General features: G+C 61.9%; 25 protein-coding genes and 1 tRNA gene. 5 read left to right on the top strand and 21 right to left on the bottom strand.

Going from position 1 to position 26,485, the window contains the following annotated elements; all coding sequences use genetic code 11:
- Positions 1–65: 65 nt before the first annotated feature.
- From EC86_RS26925 to uvrB, 11 genes are all read right to left on the bottom strand, one after another.
- Entirely contained in the window at positions 66–1,496 is a 1,431-nt protein-coding gene (locus EC86_RS26925; protein WP_051675734.1) for a site-specific integrase, read from the bottom strand.
- Positions 1,497–1,666: 170 nt separating this feature from the next.
- A tRNA-Val gene (locus tag EC86_RS0105480) sits at positions 1,667–1,741 on the bottom strand.
- Positions 1,742–1,772: 31 nt separating this feature from the next.
- Positions 1,773–2,495 (bottom strand): DNA polymerase III subunit epsilon, encoded by a 723-nt coding sequence (dnaQ, locus tag EC86_RS0105475; protein WP_029524672.1) that lies wholly within the window; start codon positions 2,493–2,495, stop codon positions 1,773–1,775.
- Positions 2,496–2,521: 26 nt separating this feature from the next.
- On the bottom strand, positions 2,522–2,860 hold the full coding sequence (gene fdx / locus EC86_RS0105470; RefSeq protein ID WP_029524671.1) for an ISC system 2Fe-2S type ferredoxin: 339 nt from the start codon (positions 2,858–2,860) through the stop codon (positions 2,522–2,524).
- 38 nt (positions 2,861–2,898) lie between these two features.
- The gene (hscA, locus tag EC86_RS0105465) at positions 2,899–4,761 is read right to left on the bottom strand and encodes a Fe-S protein assembly chaperone HscA (RefSeq protein WP_029524670.1); all 1,863 of its coding nucleotides are present in this window, start codon (positions 4,759–4,761) and stop codon (positions 2,899–2,901) included.
- A gap of 32 nt (positions 4,762–4,793) precedes the next feature.
- Entirely contained in the window at positions 4,794–5,312 is a 519-nt protein-coding gene (hscB, locus tag EC86_RS0105460) for a Fe-S protein assembly co-chaperone HscB (RefSeq protein WP_029524669.1), read from the bottom strand.
- Between the two features lie 94 nt (positions 5,313–5,406).
- Positions 5,407–5,730, bottom strand: coding sequence for an iron-sulfur cluster assembly protein IscA (gene iscA / locus EC86_RS0105455; RefSeq protein WP_029524668.1), 324 nt, complete (start codon positions 5,728–5,730; stop codon positions 5,407–5,409).
- 27 nt (positions 5,731–5,757) lie between these two features.
- Positions 5,758–6,162 carry a Fe-S cluster assembly scaffold IscU gene (gene iscU / locus EC86_RS0105450; protein WP_029524667.1) on the bottom strand — a complete coding sequence of 135 codons (405 nt, stop codon included), beginning with the start codon at positions 6,160–6,162 and terminating at the stop codon, positions 5,758–5,760.
- Positions 6,163–6,231: 69 nt separating this feature from the next.
- Complete coding sequence (locus tag EC86_RS0105445) at positions 6,232–7,449, bottom strand: IscS subfamily cysteine desulfurase (protein ID WP_029524666.1); 1,218 nt, start codon at positions 7,447–7,449, stop codon at positions 6,232–6,234.
- Positions 7,450–7,524: 75 nt separating this feature from the next.
- Positions 7,525–8,061: a Fe-S cluster assembly transcriptional regulator IscR gene (gene iscR, locus EC86_RS0105440; protein WP_029524665.1), complete on the bottom strand. Its 537-nt coding sequence runs from the start codon at positions 8,059–8,061 to the stop codon at positions 7,525–7,527.
- Positions 8,062–8,310: 249 nt separating this feature from the next.
- Complete coding sequence (uvrB, locus tag EC86_RS0105435) at positions 8,311–10,419, bottom strand: excinuclease ABC subunit UvrB (RefSeq protein ID WP_029524664.1); 2,109 nt, start codon at positions 10,417–10,419, stop codon at positions 8,311–8,313.
- Between the two features lie 180 nt (positions 10,420–10,599).
- Here uvrB and EC86_RS0105430 point away from each other — a divergent pair, with 180 nt between their 5' ends.
- Positions 10,600–11,796: an amino acid aminotransferase gene (locus tag EC86_RS0105430; protein ID WP_029524663.1), complete on the top strand. Its 1,197-nt coding sequence runs from the start codon at positions 10,600–10,602 to the stop codon at positions 11,794–11,796.
- Between the two features lie 166 nt (positions 11,797–11,962).
- Here the strand turns inward: EC86_RS0105430 and EC86_RS0105425 are convergent, their stop codons facing one another.
- From EC86_RS0105425 to EC86_RS0105400, 6 genes are all read right to left on the bottom strand, one after another.
- Positions 11,963–12,466, bottom strand: a complete 504-nt coding sequence (locus EC86_RS0105425; protein ID WP_029524662.1) for a disulfide bond formation protein B — start codon at positions 12,464–12,466, stop codon at positions 11,963–11,965.
- Positions 12,466–13,554 carry a sulfate/molybdate ABC transporter ATP-binding protein gene (locus EC86_RS0105420; RefSeq protein WP_029524661.1) on the bottom strand — a complete coding sequence of 363 codons (1,089 nt, stop codon included), beginning with the start codon at positions 13,552–13,554 and terminating at the stop codon, positions 12,466–12,468. Before EC86_RS0105420 ends, EC86_RS0105425 begins: the two co-directional genes overlap by 1 nt.
- A 21-nt stretch (positions 13,555–13,575) precedes the next feature.
- On the bottom strand, positions 13,576–14,484 hold the full coding sequence (gene cysW / locus EC86_RS0105415; protein WP_029524660.1) for a sulfate ABC transporter permease subunit CysW: 909 nt from the start codon (positions 14,482–14,484) through the stop codon (positions 13,576–13,578).
- On the bottom strand, positions 14,481–15,374 hold the full coding sequence (gene cysT / locus EC86_RS0105410; protein ID WP_029524659.1) for a sulfate ABC transporter permease subunit CysT: 894 nt from the start codon (positions 15,372–15,374) through the stop codon (positions 14,481–14,483). Before cysT ends, cysW begins: the two co-directional genes overlap by 4 nt.
- Before the next feature lie 2 nt (positions 15,375–15,376).
- On the bottom strand, positions 15,377–16,369 hold the full coding sequence (locus tag EC86_RS0105405) for a sulfate ABC transporter substrate-binding protein (RefSeq protein ID WP_029524658.1): 993 nt from the start codon (positions 16,367–16,369) through the stop codon (positions 15,377–15,379).
- Between the two features lie 293 nt (positions 16,370–16,662).
- On the bottom strand, positions 16,663–17,592 hold the full coding sequence (locus EC86_RS0105400; protein WP_029524657.1) for a LysR substrate-binding domain-containing protein: 930 nt from the start codon (positions 17,590–17,592) through the stop codon (positions 16,663–16,665).
- Positions 17,593–17,745: 153 nt separating this feature from the next.
- Between EC86_RS0105400 and EC86_RS0105395 the strand changes: the two genes are divergently transcribed.
- Entirely contained in the window at positions 17,746–18,399 is a 654-nt protein-coding gene (locus EC86_RS0105395; protein WP_029524656.1) for an FMN-dependent NADH-azoreductase, read from the top strand.
- A gap of 88 nt (positions 18,400–18,487) precedes the next feature.
- Here EC86_RS0105395 and EC86_RS0105390 read toward each other — a convergent pair whose 3' ends face one another.
- Positions 18,488–19,036, bottom strand: coding sequence for an NADPH-dependent FMN reductase (locus EC86_RS0105390; protein WP_029524655.1), 549 nt, complete (start codon positions 19,034–19,036; stop codon positions 18,488–18,490).
- Between the two features lie 306 nt (positions 19,037–19,342).
- Between EC86_RS0105390 and EC86_RS0105385 the strand changes: the two genes are divergently transcribed.
- Genes EC86_RS0105385 through EC86_RS0105375 form a run of 3 tightly spaced genes read left to right on the top strand, consistent with a single transcriptional unit; the run spans position 19,343 to position 23,593 of the window.
- A complete protein-coding gene (locus EC86_RS0105385; RefSeq protein ID WP_029524654.1) occupies positions 19,343–20,587 on the top strand; it encodes a nitronate monooxygenase in 1,245 nt (414 codons plus the stop codon).
- A gap of 52 nt (positions 20,588–20,639) precedes the next feature.
- Entirely contained in the window at positions 20,640–22,118 is a 1,479-nt protein-coding gene (locus tag EC86_RS0105380; protein WP_029524653.1) for a DUF2868 domain-containing protein, read from the top strand.
- On the top strand, positions 22,115–23,593 hold the full coding sequence (locus tag EC86_RS0105375) for a DUF3482 domain-containing protein (RefSeq protein WP_029524652.1): 1,479 nt from the start codon (positions 22,115–22,117) through the stop codon (positions 23,591–23,593). Before EC86_RS0105380 ends, EC86_RS0105375 begins: the two co-directional genes overlap by 4 nt.
- Here EC86_RS0105375 and EC86_RS0105370 read toward each other — a convergent pair.
- The 3 genes from EC86_RS0105370 to EC86_RS0105360 form a co-directional block, all read right to left on the bottom strand.
- Complete coding sequence (locus tag EC86_RS0105370) at positions 23,590–24,291, bottom strand: VIT1/CCC1 transporter family protein (RefSeq protein WP_029524651.1); 702 nt, start codon at positions 24,289–24,291, stop codon at positions 23,590–23,592. The genes EC86_RS0105375 and EC86_RS0105370 overlap by 4 nt on opposite strands.
- Positions 24,292–24,460: 169 nt before the next feature.
- Positions 24,461–25,810, bottom strand: a complete 1,350-nt coding sequence (locus EC86_RS0105365) for an ATP-binding protein (RefSeq protein ID WP_029524650.1) — start codon at positions 25,808–25,810, stop codon at positions 24,461–24,463.
- Positions 25,810–26,478, bottom strand: a complete 669-nt coding sequence (locus EC86_RS0105360) for a response regulator (RefSeq protein ID WP_029524649.1) — start codon at positions 26,476–26,478, stop codon at positions 25,810–25,812. Before EC86_RS0105360 ends, EC86_RS0105365 begins: the two co-directional genes overlap by 1 nt.
- Between the last annotated feature and the right edge of the window lie 7 nt (positions 26,479–26,485).

The raw sequence follows: 26,485 nt of genomic DNA, 5'->3' as shown, positions 1-26,485 counted from the left end.
TGTGCGGTGCCAGCGAAACGTCCAGACGCCGAGGGAGAACTTTCAGTTCTCCCCTGCCCCGCTCATTATTTACGAGACTTGGCAAAACGATCAACAAACTCTTCAGGACGCATGTTGTAGTAACGCCGCAGCATGCGCGGGTCGGTGTGGCCCGTGATGCTGCCAATCTCCTCGGCCCGCAGAGTCGTTTGCTCGAAGAGCCGGCTGGTCCCTTCATGGCGCAAATCATGCACCCGCAAGTCGGTGATATGAACGCGTTTTTTGGCCCGGGAAAATGCCATCTTGATGGTGTTTTCATTGGTCGCAAAAATGAAGGAGGAAACCTTCGGCCGGCTCATGATGATGCGCCGCGCCCGGAGCGTCAGCGGCACCATGCGCGGTTTTTTGTTCTTGGTGATGCTTCCTGGCAACATCAGGTAGCCGTTGCCATGATTCAGGTGAAGATGCGCCCACTCCAGCTTGACCATCTCGCCACGGCGCAAGGCGGTCTCGATGGCAAGACTGAAGAGGGCCCACATTCCTCCTCCCTGACGCAGCCGTGCTTTGACAACGGGTCTGGCGGACTTTTTGGCACGCGCCAGCAGCGTGCTGGGCGTGACGTCCTTTTTTCGGGGCCGGAACCACTCGGGGTAGCGGCATGCCCGCAGCAGCGCCTGCTGCTCGGTCTGTGGCATGCTCAACAGCGCGGCGGTTTCAGGATCGAGCTCGAACGCCGCATCGGGCGACTGGCGCCGGTCGCGCGAGGGCGCTGCCCCCAGGCTCTGGACCCTGTGTTCATCGCCCGCGTGAAAGTCGTTGGCGAGCCGGCGATCCCGTTCGTCACCGGGCTCGGCAGCCGGACGCGCGGTGTGCACGCCCGAGGCGGGGTTGATGGCCATGTGCACGTTCCACTCCCTGCGCGCGATCGAAATCACGTTGCTCATGATTGCAAGCTCGCGCTTGACACTCGTGCCCTTGACGGGCGCCCAGATGTTCGAGTCTTTGCCGCCCTGCTTGGGCTCGACGAATCCGCCTTTGAGGCGCTGGTCGCGGTAATGGGCAAAGTCGCTGGCCTGGATCGCAGACATCCGGATCAGCGTGATCGGATGGCGGCCCATTTTGGCGATGCGGGCGCGGTCGGGATCGTGCACGTCCAGATGGCTGAGCCGCTCAGAGTCATAACGACGCAAAAGATCGCCCAAGGTGAACCGATCGGCTTCACGGTAATCGATGAATTGCCTCTTGACGATTTCGCCCTCACGGGCCTTGGCCCATTCTTCGGCCAACGCTTTTGTGGGAAAGGTCCGGGTCAGCTGAGGGGCCAGTTTGCTGCGGATTCGCGCTTGCCAGCCCGTGGACTGGTAGGGCCTGATCTGCGCGAGTGGGTGGCCCGCGGCGTTGAGTTGCTGCGCATAGGCCTGGGCCTGGTCCAACGCGTCAAACGCTTGGCCGAGATCGCCTTGAAGCGCGACGCTCACGCGCCAGGACTTGTAAATGCGCTTGCTGTAACTTGCCATGAATACACTCCAGTGTGAAAGCCTTGCGGCGGGATTGGAGTGTTCATTGGCGCAAAATTGGCGCAGTGTCGCAATTTCACCGTGCCGACGGGCCAAGGACAGGCGCAAGCGGGAACGGCCGGGCAAAAGAAAAAACCCCGTAAATCAAGGACTTACGAGGTTTCAAATTTTGGTGGGCGGTGCAAGTTTCGAACTTGCGACCCCTGCAGTGTGAATGCAGTGCTCTACCCCTGAGCTAACCGCCCTACTGGTTAGCTCACAATTATATGCCGGTTTTCAGGCATTATTTATGATCCCTGAGGTTTCTACACGCCAGATAGTTTTTCCACGGCTAGCCTTGTCGAGTATGACCAAGACTTTTTCATGTGCTTCCATTTCCCTATCACTCGCCACCAGAACCGGCAGGTCAAAAATGCGCAGGTCAATCATGGGTTCGTCATCGCCCGTCTGTACCGGGCCGCCGATGTCCATCATCAGGCTGTTCTGGCCGCGTGTCAGGTTGATGTAGACATCTGCCAGCAATTCAGCGTCCAGCAAGGCTCCGTGCAGGGTACGGCCCGAATTGTCGACTTCAAGGCGATCACACAGGGCGTTGAGTGAATTTCGCTTACCCGGGAACATCTCCTTGGCCATCATCAGGCTGTCCGTGACCTTCGCCACCCAATGCATGATGGGTTCCCGGCCGATCAGTTCAAGTTCCTTGTTCAGGAAACTCACATCGAAAGGTGCGTTGTGAATGATCACCTCAGCGCCTTGCAGGTAGTCGAGCAATTCGTCCGCCACGGCTGAAAACTTGGGCTTGTCTTTCAGGAATTCGTTGCTGATGCCGTGAACCTTCAGCGCATCTTCGTGGCTGTCGCGCCCGGGATTGAGGTAGAAGTGTTTGTTGCTGCCGGTTAACTTGCGCGCGACAAGCTCCACGCAGCCGATTTCAATGATGCGGTCGCCGTTTTCGGCAGAAAGACCCGTGGTTTCAGTATCTAGAACAATTTGGCGCATGGTCGGGATTCTCGCCTTGAATGCATTTAATGATTTTCCTTGGCGTGGTTGATGGAATACTTGGGGATTTCAACGGTGACATCCGCCTGCGCCAGAAAGGCTTGGCAGCTCAGGCGTGAATTGGGCTCCAAACCCCAGGCCCGGTCAAGCAGGTCTTCCTCGCTCTCGTCAATCTCATTGAGCGACCCAAATCCTTCGCGAACGATGACATGGCAGGTCGTGCAGGCGCAGCTCAGGTCACAGGCATGCTCGATGTTGATCTTGTTGTCGAGAAGCGCTTCACAGATGGAAGTGCCTGCGGGCGCCGAGATTTCGGCGCCTTTCGGGCAGTATTCAGGATGGGGAAGAATCTTGATGATGGGCATGGTGTCGATCTGTGGGTGATAAGAGTGCGGTAAGGTGTTCAGACCGACTCGATGTTTTTTCCGGCCAGGGCTTTCTGGATGCCCCGGTTCATGCGCAGAGCTGCAAAAGCTTCGGTGCCTTTGGCAAGCGCCTGCGTTGCGGCCTCGATGAAGGCGGCATCGCCGTTGATACGGGCATCGGCGAGCGCAGCAATCAAGCTGTCGGTCAGCCCACGTTCGCCTGGACCGAGCAGATCGGCGTCAGCTTCCAGAGCGCTTCGAATCGCCAGGATCATGCGGTCCGCATCCACCTGCGCCTCAACCAGCCCGCGCGAGCGCATGTCTTGCTGGGCGGTAGCAAAACTATCCTGCAGCATGCGGGCGATTTCATCGTCCGACAGGCCATAGGAAGGCTTCACGTCGATTTGCGCTTCAACGCCGCTAACCTGTTCCCGGGCGTTGACGCTGAGCAGGCCATCGGCATCCACGGTGAACGTCACACGGATGCGCGCGGCGCCAGCGACCATGGGCGGAATGCCGCGCAGTTCAAAACGCGCCAGGCTGCGGCAGTCTGCCACCAGGTCGCGCTCGCCCTGCACCACATGCAGCGCCAGCGCGGTCTGACCATCCTGGTAAGTCGTGAAGTCCTGCGCCATGGCGGTGGGGATGGTCTGATTGCGCGGCACGATGCGTTCGACCAGACCGCCCATGGTTTCGACGCCCAGCGACAGTGGAATCACATCGAGCAGCAAGAGGTCGTCGCCAGCGTTGTTCCCCGCCAGTTGGTTGGCAGAAATGGCCGCCCCCAGTGCCACCACTTCGTCGGGGTTGAGATTGATCAGCGGCTCGCGTCCGAAAAAAGTTGCGACGGCCTTGCGCACCTGCGGCATGCGGGTGGACCCGCCAACCATGACCACGCCATCGATTTCCTCACGGTTCAGGTCGGCGTCGCGCAAGGCCTTGCGCACGGCAGCCAGGGTGCGCTGGGTCAGATGCGCCGAGGCCGCTTCGAAATCAGCGGCCTTCATTTCAAAAGTGATGGATGCCTTGGACAAGCGAACAGAAAATGGCACCGATGTCGCAGTGGACAATGCCTCTTTGCAGGCACGCGCTGTTTTCTGCAGGACGGCCTTGTCCGACGCGCTCAGCGTATCCGCGCTCACCCCGCCCTTGGCCAGGGTCCAGTCGATAAATGCACGATCGTAATCGTCGCCGCCCAGCGCGGAATCCCCGCCGGTCGAGACCACTTCGAACACCCCTTGGGACAAACGCAGGATGGAAATATCAAACGTTCCGCCCCCAAGGTCATAGACCGCGTAGACCCCTTCGCTGGCATTGTCCAAACCATAGGCAATGGCGGCGGCCGTCGGTTCGTTGATCAGGCGCAGCACATTCAATCGGGCCAGTTGCGCCGCATCCTTGGTCGCCTGGCGCTGGGCATCGTCAAAATAAGCGGGCACGGTGATCACGACGCCATAGATGTCGTCGTCAAAGGTGTCTTCGGCGCGCTGCCTGAGCGACGCCAGAATTTCGGCACTGACTTCAACCGGACTTTTTTCACCAGACACGGTTTGCAGCGTGACCATTCCTGGCTTGTCGATGAAGCGGTAAGGCATCTGCTCGCGGTTGCCAATGTCGTCGATACCCCGCCCCATCAGCCGCTTGACCGAAGAAATCGTGTTGCACGGGTCGTCAACCTGGGCCGTGAGGGCATCAAAGCCAATTTGCGTCCGCCCGCCCTCAAGGTAACGAACAACACTTGGCAGCAACACCCGCCCCTGCTCGTCGGGCAGGCATTCTGACTGTCCATTGCGCACGCTGGCCACCAGCGAATGGGTGGTGCCAAGGTCAATGCCAATGGCGATGCGCCTCTGGTGCGGGTCTGGCGTCTGGCCGGGTTCGGATAATTGCAAAAGTGCCATGGCGCTGTTCTTTACTGAGTTTCTTGAATGTCTTATTGTTCCAGCAGTTCGATGCGCGCATCGACTTCACGGGCAAAGCGTTCAATGAACATGAGGCTTCTGACCTGTTGGGCGGCTTCGGAAAAATCTTTCTTCTGATCCAGAGATTGCTCTATTTTTAATAGCTGCTCACGACCGTCAGTCCTGGACTCCAGGGCGATTTTATCCAGATCTTCGATGCTCTCGGCATCTTCCAGCGCTTCGCGCCATTCCATTTGCTGCATCAGGAAGACGGCAGGCATGGCGGTGTTGTTCTCGGCGTTGATCGGCGCGCCATGCAGTTCGCACAAATAACTGGCGCGCTTGAGCGGGTCCTTGAGCCGCTGATACGCCTCGTTGATTCGGACAGACCACTGCATCGCCAAACGCTGCGCCGCCGGGCCCTGCGCTGCAAACTTGTCAGGATGGGCTTCGCGCTGCAACTCTTTCCAGCGCGCATCGAGTTGCGCCCGGTCCTGGGCAAACTGCATCGGAACGCCAAAAAGCTCGAAGTCGTTGGATTGAAGGTTCATGGAATGGAAAAGCCGCCAGCACGGTCAGTGAAGGCGGCATTGGAAAAAATCGATGCGCAATGCTGCGCCGTGCAAAATATCGCCTGTTTGCCGCTCAGACGCGAAAACTCTCGCCGCAGCCGCAGCGGTCACGCTCGTTGGGATTGATGAACTTGAAGCCTTCATTCAGGCCTTCGCGAACAAAGTCAAGCTGGGTGCCGTCGATATAGGCCATGCTTTTGGGATCAACCAGCACCTTCACGCCGTTGTCTTCGAACACGACATCTTCGGGCGCGATTTCATCGGCATATTCCAGCTTGTAAGCCAGGCCGGAACAGCCAGTGGTCTTGACGCCCAAGCGCACACCCACGCCCCTGCCACGCTTGCTGATGTAGCGGGTCACGTGGCGGGCGGCTGCGTCGGTAAGGGTAACGGACATGTAAATCGCTCGAAATAAACAGGTTGATCAGTGCGCGGCTGCAGCCGCAGGCAGGTGCTTTTGCTTGTAATCGTTCACCGCCGCCTTGATGGCGTCTTCCGCGAGGATGGAGCAGTGAATTTTCACAGGCGGCAACGCCAGTTCCTCGGCAATGGCACTGTTCTTGATACTCGCCGCTTGGTCCAGCGTCTTGCCCTTGACCCATTCGGTCACGAGTGAACTGGAGGCAATGGCCGAGCCGCAGCCGTAGGTTTTGAAGCGCGCATCCTCAATCACGCCGGTGACCGGATTCACCTTGATCTGCAGCTTCATCACGTCGCCGCAGGCCGGTGCGCCGACCATGCCGGTGCCTACCGTTTCGTCGCCCTTTTCAAAAGAACCGACATTGCGGGGATTTTCATAGTGGTCCACCACTTTTTCACTGTAAGCCATTGAATTAACTCCTTGAATTCTGGTTATCGGTCAGATGACGGGTTCAGCGCCATCCGAATGCCTGTTTGATTAATGGGCGGCCCACTGGATGGTGGACAGGTCAACGCCATCCTTGAACATTTCCCACAGCGGCGACAGGTCGCGCAGCTTGGCCACGTTTTCCTTGATCGTGGCAACGGCGTAATCGATTTCTTCTTCCGTCGTCCAGCGGCCAATCGTCATGCGCAGGCTGCTGTGCGCCAGTTCGTCGCTGCGGCCCAGGGCGCGCAGCACATAGCTGGGCTCCAGGCTGGCCGAGGTGCAGGCAGACCCACTCGACACCGCCAGGCCCTTGATGCCCATGATCAGCGACTCGCCTTCGACGAAGTTGAAGCTCATGTTCAGATTGTGCGGCACGCGCTTTTCGGCGTGGCCGTTAAGAAACACTTCCTCGACATCCTTCAAGCCATTGAGCATGCGCTCATGCAACACCTGGATGCGCTTGTTTTCCTCATGCATCTCGGCCTTGGCAATGCGGTAGGCCTCGCCCATGCCGGCAATCTGGTGCGTCGGCAAGGTGCCCGAACGCATGCCGCGCTCGTGACCGCCGCCGTGCATCTGCGCTTCAAGGCGCACACGCGGCTTGCGGCGTACATACAGCGCGCCAATGCCCTTGGGACCATAGGTCTTGTGCGAGGTCAGGCTCATCAGGTCAATCGGCAGACTGGCCAGGTCGATGTCGACGCGGCCCGTGGCCTGCGCGGCGTCCGAGTGGAAAATGATGCCTTTTTCGCGGCAGATCGCACCAATGGCGGCCATATCCTGGATCACGCCGATTTCGTTGTTGACGAACATGACGCTCACCAGGATGGTGTCCGGGCGGATCGCCGCTTTGAGCACGTCCAGGTCCAGCAGACCGTCGGCCTGCACATCAAGGTAAGTGACCTCGAAGCCCTGGCGTTCCAGTTCGCGGCAGGTGTCGAGCACTGCCTTGTGCTCGGTCTTGACAGTGATGAGGTGCTTGCCCTTGGACTTGTAGAAATGAGCCGCACCCTTGAGCGCCAGATTGTTCGACTCGGTAGCGCCGCTGGTCCAGACAATTTCGCGCGGGTCGGCGCCAATCAATGCGGAAACCTGTTCGCGGGATTTTTCAACCACGGCCTCAGCCTCCCAGCCCCAGGCATGGCTACGGGACGCGGGATTGCCAAAATGCTCGCGCAACCATGGAATCATCGCGTCCACGACCCGAGGATCGCAAGGGTTGGTAGCGCTGTAGTCCATGTAGATCGGAAAATGCGGGGTATCCATAGGGCTGGCTCTCTTGTTTTTAATGGCTGGCGACTTGATGAAACGATGGCTTTGCGGTGATGCGTTCCGAATCTCTCAGGATTTGGAAAAAGCATTGCCGAGTGCGAACACGGAATTGGGCGCATTCACGCGCACCGGCTTGACGATGGGCGATGCAAAGACGGCCTTTTTGACCTGCGGCGTGCTTTCAACCATCACGCCCTTGGCCAGTTGGTCATCGACCAGCTTTTGCAAGCTGACCGAATCAAGAAACTCGACCATGCGGGTGTTCAGCGAAGACCAGAGGTCGTGCGTCATGCACCGGGTGCCATCGTCCTGGCAATTTTCCTTGCCGCCGCACTGGGTGGCGTCAATGGGTTCGTCCACCGACACAATGATGTCGGCAACGGTGATTTCGGAAGCCTTGCGGCCGAGCGTGTAGCCGCCGCCGGGTCCACGCGTGGACTCGACCAGTTCGTGGCGGCGCAGCTTGCCGAACAACTGCTCCAGGTAGGACAACGAGATCTGCTGGCGCTGGCTGATCGCTGCCAGCGTGACCGGACCGTTGTTCTGGCGCAGCCCCAGATCGATCATCGCGGTGACCGCAAAACGGCCTTTGGTCGTGAGACGCATAACAAGCTCCTTAAAGTGTGCTTGACTGTCGTTTAACCCCGAAAGCTTGTGACTATCAGGGAACTATCCCTCAACATCCCGGCCAGCAATCAAGTGCGCCAGCGGGAGTTTTTTATTGATGTCAGGTTCCTGACTAATTTCGTCAAGTATACCACGCAGGGTCATTTTTCGCAGTCCGTAGCACCGTGGCCCAGGGTAATAACACCAATCAAATCAACACCTAAAAGACTCGATCGCGCAATGCAACCCTCAGGCCGCCGAAGAAATCGGCACCACATTGTCAGTTCCGGGCGCGCCGAAAGCCTGCTCCTTCAGCACATGCAACTGGTCCCGCACCCGGGCTGCCTTTTCGAACTCCAGGTTTTTCGCGTGTTCGACCATCTGCTTTTCCAGTCGCTTGATTTCACGCGCGATGTCTTTTTCGCTCATGTCCTCGACCAGCGCCTTTTGCATTTCCAGCTGTTGCGCGTCCTTTCCGGATTTTTCGCTGTACACCCCATCGATCAGGTCCTTGATGCGCTTGACGATGCTGCGCGGCGTGATGCCGTGCAGGGTGTTGAAAGCCAGCTGCTTGTTGCGCCGGCGCTCGGTTTCGCCCATCGCCATCTTCATCGAGTCGGTGATCCGGTCGGCATACAGAATCGCCCGGCCGTTCAGGTTGCGGGCAGCCCGGCCAATCGTCTGGATCAGGCTGCGCTCTGAGCGCAGGAAGCCTTCCTTGTCGGCGTCCAGAATCGCCACCAGCGACACCTCGGGAATGTCCAGCCCCTCGCGCAGCAGGTTGATGCCGACCAGCACATCGAATGCGCCCAGCCGCAGGTCCCGCAGAATCTCGACCCGCTCGACGGTTTCCACATCGCTGTGCAGGTAGCGCACCTTCACGCCGTTTTCGGTCAGGTAATCGGTCAGCTGCTCGGCCATGCGCTTTGTCAAGGTGGTGATCAGCACGCGCTCGTTGATCTCCACGCGAATGCGGATTTCCTGCAGCACGTCATCGACCTGATGCGTTGCCGGGCGCACTTCGACCTGCGGATCGACCAGCCCCGTCGGCCGCACCACCTGTTCGACCACCTGGCCGGCATGCTCGTTTTCATACGCCGCCGGCGTGGCTGACACAAAAATCGCCTGCCGCATCTTGGTTTCGAATTCCTCGAACTTCAGCGGCCGGTTGTCCAGCGCGCTGGGCAGGCGAAATCCGTATTCGACCAGCGTCGTCTTGCGCGAGCGGTCGCCGTTGTACATGGCGTTGAGCTGGCCAATCATGACGTGGCTTTCGTCAAGGAACATCACCGCATCCTTGGGCATGTAGTCGCACAGCGTCGATGGCGCCGAGCCCGGCGGCGCGCCGCTCAGGTGGCGGGTGTAGTTTTCAATCCCCTTACAGTGGCCGATTTCGCCCAGCATTTCCAGGTCAAAGCGGGTGCGCTGCTCGATCCGCTGGGCTTCGATCAGCTTGCCGTCGGCGATGAACTGCCCTACCCGCTCGGACAACTCCAGCTTGATGGTTTCCACCGCGCTCATCACCTTATCGCGCGGCGTGACGTAATGGCTTTTCGGGTAGACCACGAAACGCGGGATTTTCTGCCGGATGCGACCGGTCAGCGGGTCGAACAGCTGGAGGGTTTCAATCTCGTCGTCAAACAGCTCGATGCGGATTGCCAGTTCGGAATGCTCGGCCGGGAAAATGTCGATCACATCGCCACGCACGCGGAAAGTGCCGCGCGAAAAATCCGCGTCGTTGCGGCTGTACTGCATGCGGATCAGCCGCGCAATCACATCGCGCTGGCCCATCTTGTCACCAATGCGGGCAATGAAACGCATCTGGGTGTAATCCTCGGGCGCGCCGATGCCATAGATGGCGCTCACGGTCGCGACGATGATGGTGTCGCGCCGCTCCAGCACGCTCTTGGTGGCCGACAGGCGCATCTGCTCGATGTGCTCGTTGATGGCCGAGTCTTTTTCAATGAACAGGTCGCGCTGCGGCACATAGGCCTCGGGCTGGTAGTAGTCGTAGTAGCTGACGAAATACTCGACCGCGTTTTTCGGGAAAAACTCGCGGAACTCGCTGTACAGCTGCGCGGCCAGCGTCTTGTTCGGCGCAAACACGATCGCCGGCCGGCCCAGCCGGGCAATCACGTTGGCCATGGTGAAGGTCTTGCCCGAACCGGTCACGCCAAGCAGGGTCTGAAAGACCTCGCCGTCCCGCACGCCTTCGACCAGCTTGTCGATGGCCTGCGGCTGGTCGCCGGCGGGCAGGTAGGGCTGAAACAACTCGAAAGGCGAATCCGGAAAACGGATGAATTGGCCCACGCCGCCGGAATCCGTCGCGGCAGCCGTGACTTCCATGATCTCTGGCATAAAAATCCCTCTTCAAGCCCCGTTAAAATCCGGGGCAATTAAACACACTATGACATTCGGGCAAAGGCGGGAATTGCAATCCCCGCCGTTCGACGATCAGACCGCTGCCGGGACGACCACCGGTGCTATTCGCCTTGATCAACTTGTTCAAGGCCCATTTTTCACACTTAAGGATATTCCATGTCTTTGTTTACCGCCGTCGAAATGGCACCGCGCGACCCGATCCTGGGCCTGAACGAACAATTTGGCGCCGACACCAACCCAGCCAAGGTCAACCTGGGCGTGGGCGTCTACTACGACGACAACGGCAAGCTCCCGCTGCTCGAATGCGTCCAGATTGCTGAAAAACAGATGATGGAAGTGCCCAAGGCACGGGGCTACCTGCCCATCGACGGCATTGCCGCCTACGACTCGGCCGTCAAGAGCCTGGTCTTCGGCGCCGACAGCGAACCCGTCACGTCCGGCCGTGTCGCCACGGTGCAGTGCATCGGCGGCACCGGCGGCTTGAAGGTCGGCGCTGACTTCCTCAAGCACCTGAACCCGGATGCGAAAGTCCTGATCAGCGACCCAAGCTGGGAAAACCACCGCGCGCTGTTCACCAACGCCGGCTTCACGGTCGAAAGCTACCCCTACTACGACACAGCCACGCGCGGCATCAACTTCGACGGCATGCTGGCCGCGCTGAACGCAGCGCCTGCCGGCACCATCGTCGTGCTGCACGCCTGCTGCCACAACCCGACCGGCTACGACATCACCGCCGAACAGTGGGACGAGGTGATTGCCGCCGTCAAGGCCAAAAACCTGACGCCCTTCCTGGACATGGCCTACCAGGGTTTCGGCTACGGCCTGGCTGAAGATGGTGCGGTGGTCGGCAAGTTTGTCGCCGCGGGCTTGAGCTTTTTTGTCTCGACCTCGTTCTCCAAGAGCTTCAGCCTGTATGGCGAGCGCGTCGGCGCCCTGAGCGTGGTGTGCAGCGACAAGGAAGAAGCCGGCCGCGTCCTGAGCCAGCTCAAGATCGTCATCCGTACCAACTACAGCAATCCGCCGATCCATGGCGGCACGGTGGTCGCCATGGTGCTGAACACGCCCGAGCTGCGCACGCTGTGGGAAAAGGAACTGGGCGAGATGCGCGTGCGCATCAAGGCCATGCGCCAGAAGCTGGTCGATGGCCTGAAGGCTGCCGGCGTGAAGGAAGACATGGGCTTCATCACGAAGCAGATCGGCATGTTCAGCTATTCAGGTTTGAACAAGGACCAGATGGTGCGCCTGCGCAATGAATTCGGCGTGTACGGCACCGACACCGGCCGCATGTGCGTGGCCGCACTCAACAGCAAGAACATCGACTACGTCTGCGCATCGATTGCCAAGGTGATCTAAAAACAGTTGCGGGCGTCCTGAAAAGACGCTTGCTCAAGCCAATGCCAGTCAGCCGCGCGCTGACTGGCATTTTTTTATATCAAAAAGGCCTTTTCCGCACGTCCTGTAAGGATTTTGTGCTATCAATTAAATAGCATATCGTGATAAAGTCAGTGCGTAGGCAGTTTCAGCGCCGGCGCAGCTGCCGGGCGATCAGCGCCAGCGCCACCGCGCCGATCAACACAAAAGAGACAAAAGACCAGTTGGCAATCGAGCCGCCCAGAAAGGTCCAGTCAATCGCTGTGCAGTCGCCGCTGCCCTTGAAAATCATCGGAATGACGCGCTTGAGCGGAAAGGTTTCGATCATTCCGTAGAAATCGCGGCCGCAGGAGACGATTTCAGGCGGATACCACTGCAGAAAACTCTGCCGCGCCGCCACGAAGGCACCAAAACCGGACAGCAATACCAGCACAGCTGCCCCGGTGATCAGTAAATTGCGCCGGGCACTCAGGGCGCTCACGCCTGCAACGATGGCAACCAGCACCAGGGCATAACGCTGCACGATGCACATCGGGCAAGGCTCCAGCCCCACCACATGCTGCAGATACAGGCCAAAGGCCAGCAGCAGCGCGCAACCCAAAGCCACCAGCGCCAGCAGGCGGCGGGGTGCATTCAACAAATTCAACAGCATCAGATTCCCTCTCCAGCATCCACGAACACACGGGCCTTGCGCGGTGTCAGCACCAGCTTGTCGCCCTCCTTCAGGCCCATGTCCCTGAATTTCTGCGACGGCATTTGCGCTTCGATCAGGGACTCGGCCGAGGGTTTGGGCGCGTCCACCGGAATAAGTTCCAGCCGGGCAATCGGCCCGATGACAATCGCCCGGTCCAGCGTGGCCACGATGCCGTCGGCGCCGGGCGCATAGCGGGCAACCTCGAAATCATGCGGCCGCACATAGGCGAAGGCCTTGGCGTTTTGCGCACCGCTGTGCTCGGGCGAATCGAGCTTCATGCCGTCAAGCTGGATTTCACCTTCGTGGGCGCGGCCGTGGAACAGGTTCACGTCGCCCAGGAAGCCATAGACAAACGGGCTCGCCGGATGGTCCCAGACTTCTTGCGGCGAGCCGATCTGCTCGACCTTGCCGGCGTTCATCAAGACCACGCGGTCGGCAACTTCGAGCGCTTCTTCCTGGTCGTGGGTAACAAAAATGCTGGTGACATGCAGATCGTCGTGCAGGCGGCGCAGCCAGCGGCGCAGTTCCTTGCGCACCTTGGCGTCGAGCGCGCCGAAGGGCTCGTCGAGCAGCAGCACCTTGGGCTCGACCGCCAGCGCGCGCGCCAGGGCGATGCGCTGGCGCTGGCCACCCGAGAGCTGGGACGGAAAGCGGTCGGCCAGCCAGTCAAGCTGAACAAGGCCGAGCAGCGAATGGACCTTTTCCTTGATCTGAGCCTCGCTGGGCCGCACGCTACGCGGCTTGACGCGCAACCCAAAAGCGACGTTCTCGAACACCGTCATGTGCCGGAACAGCGCGTAATGCTGGAACACGAAGCCGACGCCGCGCTCGCGCACATGCACGTCGGTGGTGTCCTCGCCGCTGAACAAAATGCTGCCCTGGTCGGGCGTTTCCAGCCCGGCGATGATGCGCAGCAGCGTCGTCTTGCCGCAGCCCGAAGGGCCGAGCAAGGCAACGAGTTCGCCCGCTTCAATGTCCAGGCTAACGTCGGCCAGCGCCTGGAAGTTGCCAAACTGCTTGCTGACGTTGCGAATTTCAATACCCATGATTTTTTCCCCTGCGTGTTTTCAGCGAGCTGCGGCCAGCGCTTGCGGCCGCTCGGGCGGCAACTCGGCCGCCGCTTTCATTTCAGCCTCGTGGCGCCATTCGGCGACCGACTTGATGGCCAGCGTGACCAGCGCCAGGATGGCCAGCAGCGACGCCACGGCGAAGGCGGCGACCGACTGGTATTCGTTGTAGAGGATTTCGACATGCAGCGGCAAGGTGTTGGTCTGGCCGCGAATATGCCCTGACACCACCGACACCGCGCCAAATTCCCCCATGGCGCGCGCATTGCACAAAATCACGCCATAGATCAGCCCCCACTTGATGTTGGGCAAGGTGACGCGCCTGAAAGTCTGCCAGCCGGTCGCGCCCAGCACGATGGCGGCCTGCTCCTCGTCGTTGCCCTGGGCCTGCATCAGCGGAATCAGTTCACGCGCGATGAAGGGAAAGGTCACGAACACGGTCGCCAGCACGATGCCGGGAACGGCAAAGATGACCTTGATGTCATGCGCCTGCAGCCACGGCCCGAACCAGCCCTGCGCGCCGAACAGCAGCACATACATCAGGCCGGCCACGACCGGCGAAACCGAGAACGGCAAGTCCACCAGCGTCGTCAAAAACGACTTGCCGCGAAACTCGTACTTGGCAATCGCCCAGGCCGCCGCCACGCCGAACACCAGGTTCAGCGGCACGGCAATCGCGGCGGCAATCAGGGTGAGCTGGATGGCCGACCAGGCGTCGGGCTCCTTCAGCGCTTCCAGGTAAGCGCCGAAACCCTTGCGCAAGGCTTCGGTGAACACGGCCGCCAGCGGCAGGATCAGGAACAGCAGCACGAACAGCAGCGCCACCGTGATGAGCAGGTAGCGGACCCACGGCGCTTCGGTCGTTCCCGCCTTGGCGCGGCGAATGGGTTGATTGGACGGCCCGCTCATGAGGAAGCTCCGGTATTTTTACGCTGCCAGGTCTGCAGCGCATTGATGACCAGCAGCAGGAGGAAGGAAATGACCAGCATCACCACCGCAACCGCCGTGGCGCCGGCGTAGTCGTACTGCTCCAGCTTGCCGATGATGATCAGTGGCGTGATCTCGGAAATCATCGGCATGTTGCCCGCAATGAAGATCACCGAGCCGTATTCGCCGATGGCGCGGGCAAACGCCATGGCAAAGCCGGTCAGCAGGGCCGGGGCGATGTGCGGAAAGATCACCTTGGTGAAAATCTGGAAGCGGTTGGCGCCCAGCGCCGTGGCGGCTTCCTCCAACTCCTTTTCGGCGTCTTCAAGCACCGGCTGCACCGTGCGCACGACAAACGGCATGCCGACGAAAATCAGCGCAATCACCACGCCGGCCGGCGTGAAGGCCAGCTTGATGCCCATGGGTTCGAGGTACTGGCCCAGCCAGCCGTTGCCGGCCAGCAGCGCCGTCAGCGAGATGCCGGCCACGGCCGTTGGCAGCGCAAACGGCAAATCGACCAGCGCATCGACAATCTTCTTGCCCGGAAACTTGTAGCGCACCAGCACCCAGGCCAGCAGCAGGCCAAACACCAGGTTGACCAGCGCGGCAATCAGCGAAGCGCCAAAGGTCAGCCGGTACGACGCCATGACGCGCGGCGACGTGACGGCAAAGACGAACTGCTCCCAGGTCAGCGTGAAGGTCTTGAAAAACAGCGCGGTGATCGGGACCAGAACGATCAGGCTGAGGTAGAGGACCGTGTAGCCCAGCGTCAGCCGGAAACCCGGCAATACGCGCTGCGGCGTCCTTTTGGGGCTGGCACGAAAAGGGGGCGCCACCCCGGCGGATGGCGCCCCGGAAGTCAAGGAAGTCATGCTTACCGGACGGTGTAGAGCTTGTCGAACTGGCCACCGTCATTGAAGTGGACTTTTTGCGCGTCGCTCAGCGAGCCGAACATTTCCTGCACCGTGAACAGCTGGATCGGCTTGAAGACGGCGGCATTCTTCTTCAGGATTGCCTGCGAATACGGGCGCATCGCATGCTTGGCGGCAATTTCCTGGCCTTCGTCTGAATAGAGGTAGTTCAGGTAAGCCTTGGCCAGCTCGGCCGTTCCCTTCTTGGCCACGGTGCGCTCGACCACCGCCACCGGGTTCTCGGCCAGGATGCTGATGGACGGATAGACCGCGTCAACCTTGCCCTCGCCGAATTCCTTGTTCACCGACACCACTTCCGACTCGAAGGTCACCAGCACGTCGCCGATGTTGCGCTGCAAGAAGGCCGTGGTCGCGTCGCGCCCGCCCTTGCCCAGCACCGGCACGTTCTTGTAGAGCTTGCCGACGAACTCTGCGGCCTGCGCGTCGGTGGCGCCCTTTTTCTTGGCGTAGCCCCAGGCGGCCAGGTAGGTGTAGCGGCCATTGCCGCCGGTCTTGGGATTGACCACGATGACCTGGATGCCGGGCTTGGTCAGGTCGTCCCAATCCTTGATGCCCTTGGGATTGCCGTTGCGCACCAGGAACAGCATGGTCGAGGTGGTGGGCGAGGCATTTCCCGGAAAGCGCTTGGCCCAGTCCTTGGCGACCACGCCGGCATTGGCCAGGAACTCCACGTCGGTCGAGGTGTTCATGGTCACCACATCGGCGTCCAGGCCGTCGGCCACGGAACGCGCCACAGCGCTGGAGCCGGCATGCGACTGGTCAATCTTCACGTCCTTGCCGGTGGTTTTCTTGTAGTGCGCGATGAAGGCCGCGTTGTAGTCCTTGTAAAACTCTCTGGCCACGTCATACGAGCCGTTCAGCAGGGTTTGGCTTGAGGCCATGCCGCTGGCGGCCAGGGCCAGCGTTGCCAGGGCGATCTTGAATTTAGAGGTCATGCGGGTTCCAGAAAGGCTGAAGTAAAAGTCGGAAAGGATAGCTGATGCGCCGCTTGCTTGCTGCGCTGGGGAGTAGGTTCGCTCTTGGAAGGGTTGGGAGTCATATATTCTGGGACGAAATCTTTAAAACTCAAAAGAATATATTTCTCTTAATTTATTAGTTAAATCGAATAATGAAATTTGATTTAATTTCATAAAAAAGGCACCGCCAAGCCCATTCTTTACTATCTTTTAAATAGCTACTCACGCCCACTGTGATTGCGCAAGGCATCGATTTGGCATAAAAAAAAGGCTCATGGAAAAGGCGGAGATGCATTGCCGGCCAATTCATCGCCGCGCATGTGCTGGCCCAGAAAGTCCAGAAAGCTGCGCACGGCAGGTATCTGGCCGCGCCTCGAAGGGAACACGGCATGCGCCACGCCGGGCTTGGGCGCCCAGCCCGGCAGCACCAAGACCAGGAGTTGCGCCTGCAGTTCGGCCTGGCTCAGGCTGTCGGGCAGAAAACTGATGCCGGTGCCGGCCAGCACCGCCAGCTTAAGCGTCTGCAGGTCATCGGCCACGTAGCGCGGCTGGTGCTGGAAGACGAATTCCTCGCCTTGCGGCCCGACCAGCGTCCAGGCGCTGCGCCCGTCGGCCGATGACATGGCCACCGTGTCCAGCCGTGACAACTCGTCCGTGGTGAGCGGCACGCCCTGTCTGCGCAACTGATCCGGGCTGGCCAGCAAATGGCCGCAGGTGGCGCCAAGTTGCTTGACGACCAGGCTGCCGCTGTCGTCGAGCGTGGGCCGCACGCGCAGCGCCACGTCGATGCCCTCGTCCACCAGATCGACCACCCGGTTGGTCACCCGCAGGTCGAGCTTGACGCGCGGAAACATCGCCAGGTAGCGGGGAATCAGATAGCCCAGCGTGCTCTGGGCCAGCGTCACCGGGCAGGTCACGCGCAGCAGGCCACGCGGCTCGACCTGCAGGTGCGCCACGGCATCGGCGGCGGCCAGCGCTTCGTCGCGCATGGCGCTGCAGTGGCGCAGGTAGATGTCGCCCACCTCGGTCAGCGAGAGCTTGCGGGTGGTGCGCTGCAACAGGCGAACGCCGAGTCGCGCCTCCAGTTCGGCCACCCGGCGCGACAGCCGCGATTTGGGAATGCCCAGCGCCCGCCCGGCAGCGGCAAAACCGCCTCGCTCGGCGACTTCCGCAAAGTAAAGCATGTCGTTGAGGTCTTCCATTTACGTACTCCAAGGCTTTTATTGTCCTGAATATAGAACAATCTATCGCGTTTTTGCCGCCTTATCAAAGCATTGGCTTGCCGGGACAATCTATCCATTGGTTAAAACCAACTCATCACTCTCACAATCCCTTCAAACCAAGGACTTTTCATCATGGCCAAGCTTCTTCACATCGACTCCAGCATCCTCGGAACCAACTCCGTATCGCGCCAGCTGACCGCGCAAATCGTCGCATCATGGCGCGCTGCCCATCCGTCCACCGACGTCAGCTACCTCGACCTGGCAGTTAGCACCCCCAGCCATTTGTCAGCCGAATCGCTGGGCTTTCGCCTTCCGGCAGGCGCGGCCGACCTGAGCGATGCCCAACTGCGTGAAAACGCCGTGTCCGAAGCGCTGGTGTCGCAGTTCCTTGCGGCCGATGTGGTGGTGATTGGCGCGCCGCTGTACAACTTTTCCATTCCCACGCAGCTCAAGGCCTGGATTGACCGGGTAGCGCAGGTCGGCCGTACCTTCAAGTACACCGAAAAAGGCCCGGTCGGCCTGGCAGGCGGCAAGACCATCATCGTGGCCTCGGCCCGTGGAGGCGTGTATTCAACCAGCGATGCGGGCAATGCCATGGAGCATCAGGAAAGCTACCTGAAAACCGTCTTCGGCTTTTTTGGCGTGACCGACGTGCGCTTTGTCCGGGCAGAAGGCCTGGCGATGGGCGAAGCCGCCAAGACCGCCGCGCTGGCCGCAGCCCAGGTTGAAATCCTGGCGGAAACACAGGTTGCTGCCAACCAGCCAGTGGCAGCCCTGGCGGCCTAAGCTTTGACCCGAGAACGGAAGGCTTTTCAGCCTTCTTCAACAAAAAACCCGCAATTGCTGGTTTTTTGTTGTTGGGTGCTGCAGCGCTTCAGGCGTGCTTTTTGACCCACGCCACATAGGCATCGACCCAGCCCTGCAAAAACTTCTTGCTGACCTCGCCAATGTAGCCCGCCTCGTCATACAGCCCTTCCTTGTTGTGGATAAAGGCTTCGGGCTGGCCAAGCGTGGGCATGTTCAGGTACGCCAGGATGTTGCGCAGGTGCTGCTGCGCCATGGCCGTGCCGATCGGGCCGACCGAGGTGCCAATTACCCCGGCCGGCTTGCCGTTCCAGGCGCTTTTCCCGTAGGGACGCGAGGCGTGGTCAATCGCGTTTTTCAGTACGCCGGGAATCGACCGGTTGTATTCGGGCGTGACAAACAGCACGCCCTGCGCGGCTGCAATCTCGTCCTTGAGGCGCGTGACCTGGGCGCAGGGCTGGCCGTCGTCGTCCTGGTTGTACAGCGGCAAGTCGTCAATCCGGACCTGGGTGAAGCTGAAATCGGCCGGAAACAACTTTTGCAGCGCCCCGGCGAGCTTTTTGTTGAACGAGTCCTTGCGAAGACTGCCGACCACGACAGCGATTTGGTACTGAGCCATGAAATACCTCCAGAAAACCGACCGGCAAGCCAGTCAGGCGATTGATGAGAGAAAGCGGCGTGAGCGGCCCATTATGCAAAGCGCCAATCAATTGCGCTGGCCGAAGCCTTGCAGCACGGCCACGCAATGCACAGTCATTGATCCAAATCCTGTTTCCCGGACGTTTACTCCATGCCGGTCCCGACTCAGGCCGTTCAAGGCATTACCATTATGGGTATTGACAAGTGCATTCCTCCAGACACGCAAATCGTCAGGAAATGCAGAAGCGCACGAAAGCGCCTTCAACCCCTAGCCACAAGGATCCCGATGAAAAGAGTTGATGATTTCCGCCTGAAATTGGGCCAAAAGGAACTGGTGCCAATCATCATTGGCGGAATGGGCGTTGACATTTCCACCGCCGAGCTGGCGCTGGAAGCGGCGCGACTGGGCGGCATCGGCCATATTTCCGACGCCCTGATCCATGACGTGTCCGACCGGCGCTTCGACACCGAATTCGTCAAGGGCAAGACGAAGTTCTACAAAAGCAACATTACCAACTCGGACAAGAGCAGCGTGCAGTTTGACCTCGGCCAGCTGGCCGAGGCCACCCGGCTGCATGTCGGCAAGACCATGGAAGCCAAGCGTGGCGACGGCATGGTGTTCGTCAACGTCATGGAAAAGCTGACAATGAATTCGCCGCGCGACACGCTGGAAGTGCGGCTCAACTCGGCGCTGGACGCGGGCATCGACGGCATCACCCTGAGCGCCGGCCTGCACTTGGGCTCGTTCGGCCTGATGGCCGAACACGCGCGCTTTCGCGATGCCAAGATGGGAATCATCGTGTCTTCGGTGCGCGCCCTGCAGCTTTTCCTGCGCAAGACAGCCCGCCTGCAGCGGCTGCCCGACTATGTGATCGTCGAAGGCCCGCTGGCCGGCGGCCACCTGGGCTTCGGCATGGACTGGGAAAAATACGACCTGGCCACCATCGTGGCCGAGATTGCGGCCTTTCTGAAGGCCGAGCAGCTTGACATTCCACTGGTCGCCGCCGGCGGCATCTTCACCGGCAGCGACGCGGTCGGTTTCCTGGAAAACGGCGCGGCGGCGGTGCAGGTGGCCACGCGCTTCACTGTGTCCGACGAATGCGGCCTGCCGGCCAAGGACAAGCAGGAATACTTCCGCGCCAGCGAAGCCGACATCGAGGTCAACACCATCTCACCGACCGGCTATCCGATGCGCATGCTGAAGAATTCCCCGGCCATTGGCTCGGGCATCCGGCCCAATTGCGAGTCCTACGGCTACTTGTTGGACGGCAACGGCAACTGCGCCTACATCACCGCCTACAACCAGCAAATCGCCATCCACCCGGACGGCAAGAACATCGTGGTCATGGACAAGACCTGCCTGTGCACCCACATGCGCAACTACAACGTCTGGACCTGCGGCAGCAGCACCTATCGCCTCAAGGACACGACACGCCTTCAGCCCGACGGCACCTATCTGGGCCTGAGCGCCGAGCACATCTTCCGCGACTACCAGTTCAGCGTGGACCACCAGGTGATGCTGCCCGAGTAAGCGCCCGCATGTCGCCGCTCACTTCAGCCATGCCGCACCACGGAAGAAATGCATGAATGAACAGGCGGCACGGGAAGTGGTCATGGTCCGCGCCATTGAAGCGGCGGACCACGCGCATGAAATCCTCAGCGAGGACGACCGCCGTTATGCGAGCCGCAGCGCCATGGAACTGGCCCAGTGGCAGGCGTCCCACGCCGGCTCACCGGTCACGGCGGGCACTTTCCTGCACCAGCGCGCCGGGCAGATTCTCAAGCGCATGTCGGAGCGGCACGCGGCGTTTGGCCCCATTCTTCGGCTGCCCGGGGCGCTGAACCTGCTCTGGACCGGACTACCGGCCCTGGCCCTGCTGGCCGGCGTTTTCCTGGACCGGATCACCGACCCGCACCGCGTTGACCTGCTGTCGGCGCCGCTGCTGTTAATCATCGTCTGGAACCTGGCGGTCTATGCGGGCCTGCTGGTCTGGCCATGGCTGCCGTTTGGCAAGCCGAAACCCTCCGGATCCGGCCTGCTGCGCCTGCTCAGCCTGGGCCGCACACGCCTGCCGCGCAAGCTGCCGCCCGTGCTTGCCAGTGCCTTGCTGGCGTTCATGGCCGAATGGACGCAGCTCGGCCGGCTGCTGACACTGGCCCGGCTGGGCCGCGCCCTGCATCTGGGTTCGGCCCTGTTTGCCTTGGGCGCGGTGCTTTCGCTGTATGCGCGCGGCTATGTCGCGCAGTATTCGGCGGGCTGGGAAAGCACGTTCCTTGATACCGCGCAGGTCCATGCGCTGCTGTCGGCGCTGTTCATGCCGGCCATGGCGATATTTCCGCTCCAGGGGTTTTCGCTGGCCGACATTGAAGCGCTTCGGTTCGGGCAGGCGCCCGCGTTGCCTCTGGGCGGCGCCCGCTGGGTGCATTTGTATGCCGCCACATTGCTGCTGCTGGTCGTGCTGCCGCGCCTGCTGCTGGCCGGTGCTGCCCAGTGGCGCGTCAGACGCTGGACCCGGAATTTTCCGCTGGACCTGGAGCAGCCCTATTTCCGCAGGCTGCTCAAGGCCCTCGGCGGTGCACCCGGCACGCTGCGGGTGCTGCCCTACAGTTTTGCGGTGGATGAAGCGCGCGACAAGGGCTTGAGTCAACTGGCGGCCCGGCTGCTCGGAGAGCAGGCGCGGCTGATGCTGCGCCCGTCAATCGCCTATGGCGACGATCCGCGCGAAGCGCTGCGCGAGGTCAAGCTGAACGACAGCGACGCCACGGTCACGGCGGTGCTGTTCAGCCTGGCGGCCACGCCCGAAACCGAAAACCATGGCGCATTGCTCGACCACCTGGTGCGCGAATCGGCGCGCGGCATTGCGGTGCTGGTCGATGAATCGGGCTACCTGGAACGGGTTGGCGCGCAAGCCGGCGGCCCGCAAAGAATGGCCGAGCGCATCGCCCTGTGGCGGCAGTTCTGCAGCTTTCACCAGGCGCCCGCCACCTTCGTCAACCTGCTCCATCCCGAGGCCCATCCGCTGGACGGCGGCGCCGGGCTGACCCTGTCGGCGGCGGCATGAACAACGCTGCCCCGGTCCAGGTCCAGCTGGCGCTGGTCTCGCACACCAACAACGGCAAGACCACGCTGGCCCGGACGCTGCTGGGCATGGATGTCGGCGAAGTGCGCGATGCCCCCCATGTCACCCTGTCATCCGACGCGCATCCGCTGCTGACGACCAGCGCCGGCGACGCGCTGCTGCTGTGGGACACGCCGGGCTTCGGCGATTCGGTGCGCCTGCTCAAGCGGCTCGGCATGGCCGACAACCCGATTGGCTGGTTTTTGCGCGAAGTGCTGGACCGCTACCGCGACCGGCCTTTCTGGCTCAGCCAGCAGGCACTGCGCACCGCCCGGGACGCGGCCGACGTGGTGCTCTACCTGGTGAATTCGGCAGAAAATCCGGGCGATGCCGGCTACCTGTCGGCCGAGATGAACATTCTGCAGTGGCTGGGCAAGCCGGTGGTGGTGCTGCTCAACCAGATGGGCCCGCCGCGCCCGGCGCACCAGGAGCAGGCCGAACTCCTGCGCTGGAGCCGCCACCTGGAAGCCTTTCCCATCGTGCGCAAGGTGCTGGCGCTCGACGCCTTTGCCCGGTGCTGGGTGCATGAGCGGGTCTTTTATGAAGCCGTTGGCCAGTGGATATCGCCCGACAAGGCCGCAGGCTACGCACGCCTGCTGGCCTCTTGGGAAGCAAACCATGAAGCACGCTTTCAGGCGTCGATGCGGCTGGCGGCGCAGCAGCTGGCGGCGGCGGCGCGGGACAGCCAGGCGGCCCTACCCGAGAGCCGGTCGCTGCTCAATTCAGCGCTGCAGGCCACCGGTTTGCGCAAGGCCGGCAATCTGCAACGCCAGGACCAGGCCATGGGCATTCTGGTCGAGCGGCTCAACGACGGCATTGCCGCAACCACGCGCCAGCTGCTGGCGCTGCACCGGCTCGACCCCGGCGAAGCGGCCCGGATCAACCAGCGGGTGCGCGAGAATTTTGCGGTTCGCGCGCCCATCGACAAGGCGCAGGCGGGCCTGCTCGGCGCGGTGCTGTCGGGCGCGGCGACCGGACTTTCGGCCGACCTGATGGCGGGCGGCTTGACGCTTGGCGCCGGCGCGCTGCTGGGCAGCGTGGTCGGCGCACTGGGTTTTGCGGGTGCGGCCTGGGGCTTCAATTCAAGCACCGACCGGGAACAGACCACGGTGCGGTTCACCGATGAATTTTTGCGCACGCTGCTGGTGGCCGGCGTGCTGCGCTACCTGACGGTGGCGCATTTCGGGCGCGGGCGCGGCCATTTTTCGCAAAGCGAGGCGCCGGCTTTCTGGCAGACTGAAGTCGAGCGCGCGGTGGCCGCAGAAGAAGCTGCCGTGAGCCAGCTGTGGCCGCTGCTGCGGCGGCCCTCAGATGCTGCTGAAAAATCAGCCGGCGCCGCGCAGGCGGTGCTGTTGCGCATCACCTCATCCGTGTTGCGCCAGCTCTATCCGGCGGCCAGCGAAGCACACCGCGTTTAAACGACAGCGCCAAACAAGGCGCCGACCCCGGCGGTGATCGCCATGGCCAGCGCGCCCCAGAAAGTGACGCGCCAAGCGCCCGCAAGCATTCCCGCGCCGCCCGCACGGGCCGCCAGGACGCCCAGCAGCGCCAGGAACAGCAGCGAGGTGACGGCCACCCAAACCACCAGCCCTTGCGCCGGCGCCAGGGCGATGACGGCCAGCGGCAGCGCCGCCCCCACGGCAAAACTGGCGGCCGAAGCCAGCGCTGCCTGGACCGGGTTGGCGCTCAGAGTTTCGGAAATGCCCAGCTCGTCGCGCACATGGGCGCCCAGGGCGTCGTGCTGCATCAGTTGCGCGGCCACCTGCTCGGCCAGTTCGGGGCCTAGGCCACGCGCTCTGTAAATGCCCGCCAGTTCGGCATGTTCCGCCTCGGGATGCAGTTCGATTTCCCGGCGCTCGCGTTCGAGTTCGGCTTTTTCAGTGTCCGCCTGCGAATGCACCGAGACATATTCCCCCGCCGCCATCGACATCGCGCCGGCCATCAGCCCGGCCACGCCGGCGACCAGAACGGCCTGCGGCGTGGCGCCGGCGGCCACCACGCCCAAGACCAGGCTGGCGGTGGACACAATGCCGTCATTGGCGCCCAGCACGGCAGCGCGCAGCCAGCCGATGCGGTCGGTGCGGTGGCGTTCGAGGTGGCGATTGAGTGGTTTCATGGCAGGAACGGTTTTTGTGTTGCGGGCAAGGCCGCAAAAAGGCGACCTTCCACGGGAGACTTTTGATTGAAGCACAGGCGCGCAAGGCATCAGGCGCTGATCGTTAAAATCAGACTATTAGCTACTTTTTTAATAGCTGCTTACGCCCGTCAGTATTGCGCAAACTGCATTATTCATCATATATAACGCGCACGGCCAGCCCGCCCAGCGCCGTCGAATCGCCCACGTCGATCTTCAGCCGGTGGACCGCCGCGATGCGTCGCACGATGGACCAGCCCAGGCCGCTGCCGCTCTCCACGCTGCCGGTCACCCGGAAGAAGCGCTCGCCCAGCCGCTGGCGGTCGGCGGCGTCCAGCCCCGGCCCGCTGTCTTCAACACCCAGCACGACCTGTGCGCTCTGGCGCCGTACGCTCACCTGGATGCGCGCTGCCGGCGGGCTGTAGCGCACGGCGTTGTCCACCAGGTTGCGCACCAGCACGGCCAGCAGCGTCTCGTTGCCGGGCATGACGCAGGGCTCGCTGCCTTCGAATTCGAGCGACTGCTGCTTGCCAATCGCTTTGGGCGCCAGCTCGGCCACGACGCGCTGGGCCAGTACACGCAAATCAACATCGGCCATGGCAGGTAGCTCGGCGGCCTCCAGCCGGGACAGGCTGAGCAACTGCCCGACCAGCCGCGTGGCGCGGTCGCAGCCTTCGAGCGTGCCCTGAAGCGCGTGTTGCCGCAAGCCATCGTCGGCCTCAAGCATCGCCACCTGCGCCTGCATGCGGATGGCGGCAATCGGCGTGCGCAGCTCGTGCGCGGCGTCGGCAGTGAAACGGCGCTCGGATTCAAGCAACTGCCCAATACGCTCGAACAAGCCGTTCAAGGCGTCGATCATCGGCGCCATCTCGGAGGGCGCCTGCGCCAGCGTGACCGGACTCAGCGCCTGCGGCTGGCGCCCGGCCAGGACGCGGCCCAGCCGGCGAATCGGCTGCACGCCCAGGCGCACCGCCCACCACAGCGCCAGTACCAAGAGCGGCAGCGCGATCAGCATGGGCCACAAGGTGCTGCGCAGCACCGCCCACAAAATGTCGTTGCGCGAACCCATCTGCTCGCCGACATAGACCTGCACATCGCGCTCGGCGCCGTGGGCAGCAAACACGCGCCACGCCTGGCCCTCAATCGCGACGGTCTTGAACCCGGACTTGAAATCGGGGTCCGCCTCGACCATCGGCGCCACCGGCGCATTGGCCGAACGCAGCCCCAGCCGGCCCTCATGAAAAACCTGGAACGCCACCTTGGGCGCATAGTGGTGCAGCGTGGGCGCGTCCAGCCCCCGGTCGTCGTCCTGTTCAATCTCCTGCGCCTGCTGCACCACCAGCAGCGCTGCGGCCTGGGCCAGGTGGCCGTCGAGCAGTTCGTCCAGCTCGTGGCGCACATCAATCCAGGTCAGCACCGAAGTGACCAGCCAGACCAGCGCCACACCCGACAGCACCAGCAGCAGCAGCCGGTTTTGCAGCGAACGCGGCGGTCGGATCATCATCCGGGCAGGCGCTGCTGCAGCATGTAGCCCACGCCGCGCACCGTGTGGATCAGCGCCGGGCCGAGCTTGCGCCGCAGGTTGTGGATGTGGACCTCGATGGCGTTGCTTTCCACCTCCTGGCCCCAGCTGTAGAGCTGCTGCTCCAGCTGCTCGCGCGACAGCACCCGGTCGGCGCCCAGCATGAAGGCCTGCAGCAGGTCGAATTCCCGCGTCGAAAGCGCTACCGGCTCGCCCGCCTTGCGCACGGTGCGCGAGGCCGGGTCCAGCTCGACATCCTGCGCGCTCAAGCATTCCTGCGGCTGGCCGTGCGCACGGCGCACCAGCGCGCGCAGCCGCGCGGCCAGCTCGTGCAGATCGACCGGCTTGACCACATAGTCGTCGGCGCCCAGATCCAGGCCGCGTATGCGGTCGGGAACGGCGTCGCGGGCCGTCAGCACCAGCACCGGCGTCTTGATGCCAGCGCGGCGGATGGCCGCCAGCACGTCCAGGCCATCCTTGCGCGGCAGGCCCAGGTCGAGCACGGCCGCTTCATAAGGCTGGGCGCGCAGTTCGCGCTCGGCGGCTTCGCCATCGCGTACCCAGTCGACCTGAAAGCCGAGCTGGCGCAGCCCGGCCCGCAGGCCGTCACCCAGCAATCCATCGTCTTCAGCCAGCAGGATGCGCATGGGGGGC

The organism is Polaromonas glacialis (assembly GCF_000709345.1).
Lineage (GTDB): Bacteria > Pseudomonadota > Gammaproteobacteria > Burkholderiales > Burkholderiaceae_C > Polaromonas > Polaromonas glacialis.
Note: the sequence above shows the minus strand (reverse complement) of the source record. Positions and strands in the feature narration are given on the sequence as shown.

Coding starts and splice junctions, on each gene's coding strand:
- EC86_RS26925 (WP_051675734.1), bottom strand. CDS start 1,496: ATGGCAAGTTACAGCAAGCGCATTTACAAGTCCTGGCGCGTGAGCGTC.
- dnaQ (WP_029524672.1), bottom strand. CDS start 2,495: ATGCGCCAAATTGTTCTAGATACTGAAACCACGGGTCTTTCTGCCGAA.
- fdx (WP_029524671.1), bottom strand. CDS start 2,860: ATGCCCATCATCAAGATTCTTCCCCATCCTGAATACTGCCCGAAAGGC.
- hscA (WP_029524670.1), bottom strand. CDS start 4,761: ATGGCACTTTTGCAATTATCCGAACCCGGCCAGACGCCAGACCCGCAC.
- hscB (WP_029524669.1), bottom strand. CDS start 5,312: ATGAACCTTCAATCCAACGACTTCGAGCTTTTTGGCGTTCCGATGCAG.
- iscA (WP_029524668.1), bottom strand. CDS start 5,730: ATGTCCGTTACCCTTACCGACGCAGCCGCCCGCCACGTGACCCGCTAC.
- iscU (WP_029524667.1), bottom strand. CDS start 6,162: ATGGCTTACAGTGAAAAAGTGGTGGACCACTATGAAAATCCCCGCAAT.
- EC86_RS0105445 (WP_029524666.1), bottom strand. CDS start 7,449: ATGGATACCCCGCATTTTCCGATCTACATGGACTACAGCGCTACCAAC.
- iscR (WP_029524665.1), bottom strand. CDS start 8,061: ATGCGTCTCACGACCAAAGGCCGTTTTGCGGTCACCGCGATGATCGAT.
- uvrB (WP_029524664.1), bottom strand. CDS start 10,419: ATGCCAGAGATCATGGAAGTCACGGCTGCCGCGACGGATTCCGGCGGC.
- EC86_RS0105430 (WP_029524663.1), top strand. CDS start 10,600: ATGTCTTTGTTTACCGCCGTCGAAATGGCACCGCGCGACCCGATCCTG.
- EC86_RS0105425 (WP_029524662.1), bottom strand. CDS start 12,466: ATGCTGTTGAATTTGTTGAATGCACCCCGCCGCCTGCTGGCGCTGGTG.
- EC86_RS0105420 (WP_029524661.1), bottom strand. CDS start 13,554: ATGGGTATTGAAATTCGCAACGTCAGCAAGCAGTTTGGCAACTTCCAG.
- cysW (WP_029524660.1), bottom strand. CDS start 14,484: ATGAGCGGGCCGTCCAATCAACCCATTCGCCGCGCCAAGGCGGGAACG.
- cysT (WP_029524659.1), bottom strand. CDS start 15,374: ATGACTTCCTTGACTTCCGGGGCGCCATCCGCCGGGGTGGCGCCCCCT.
- EC86_RS0105405 (WP_029524658.1), bottom strand. CDS start 16,369: ATGACCTCTAAATTCAAGATCGCCCTGGCAACGCTGGCCCTGGCCGCC.
- EC86_RS0105400 (WP_029524657.1), bottom strand. CDS start 17,592: ATGGAAGACCTCAACGACATGCTTTACTTTGCGGAAGTCGCCGAGCGA.
- EC86_RS0105395 (WP_029524656.1), top strand. CDS start 17,746: ATGGCCAAGCTTCTTCACATCGACTCCAGCATCCTCGGAACCAACTCC.
- EC86_RS0105390 (WP_029524655.1), bottom strand. CDS start 19,036: ATGGCTCAGTACCAAATCGCTGTCGTGGTCGGCAGTCTTCGCAAGGAC.
- EC86_RS0105385 (WP_029524654.1), top strand. CDS start 19,343: ATGAAAAGAGTTGATGATTTCCGCCTGAAATTGGGCCAAAAGGAACTG.
- EC86_RS0105380 (WP_029524653.1), top strand. CDS start 20,640: ATGAATGAACAGGCGGCACGGGAAGTGGTCATGGTCCGCGCCATTGAA.
- EC86_RS0105375 (WP_029524652.1), top strand. CDS start 22,115: ATGAACAACGCTGCCCCGGTCCAGGTCCAGCTGGCGCTGGTCTCGCAC.
- EC86_RS0105370 (WP_029524651.1), bottom strand. CDS start 24,291: ATGAAACCACTCAATCGCCACCTCGAACGCCACCGCACCGACCGCATC.
- EC86_RS0105365 (WP_029524650.1), bottom strand. CDS start 25,810: ATGATCCGACCGCCGCGTTCGCTGCAAAACCGGCTGCTGCTGCTGGTG.
- EC86_RS0105360 (WP_029524649.1), bottom strand. CDS start 26,478: ATGCGCATCCTGCTGGCTGAAGACGATGGATTGCTGGGTGACGGCCTG.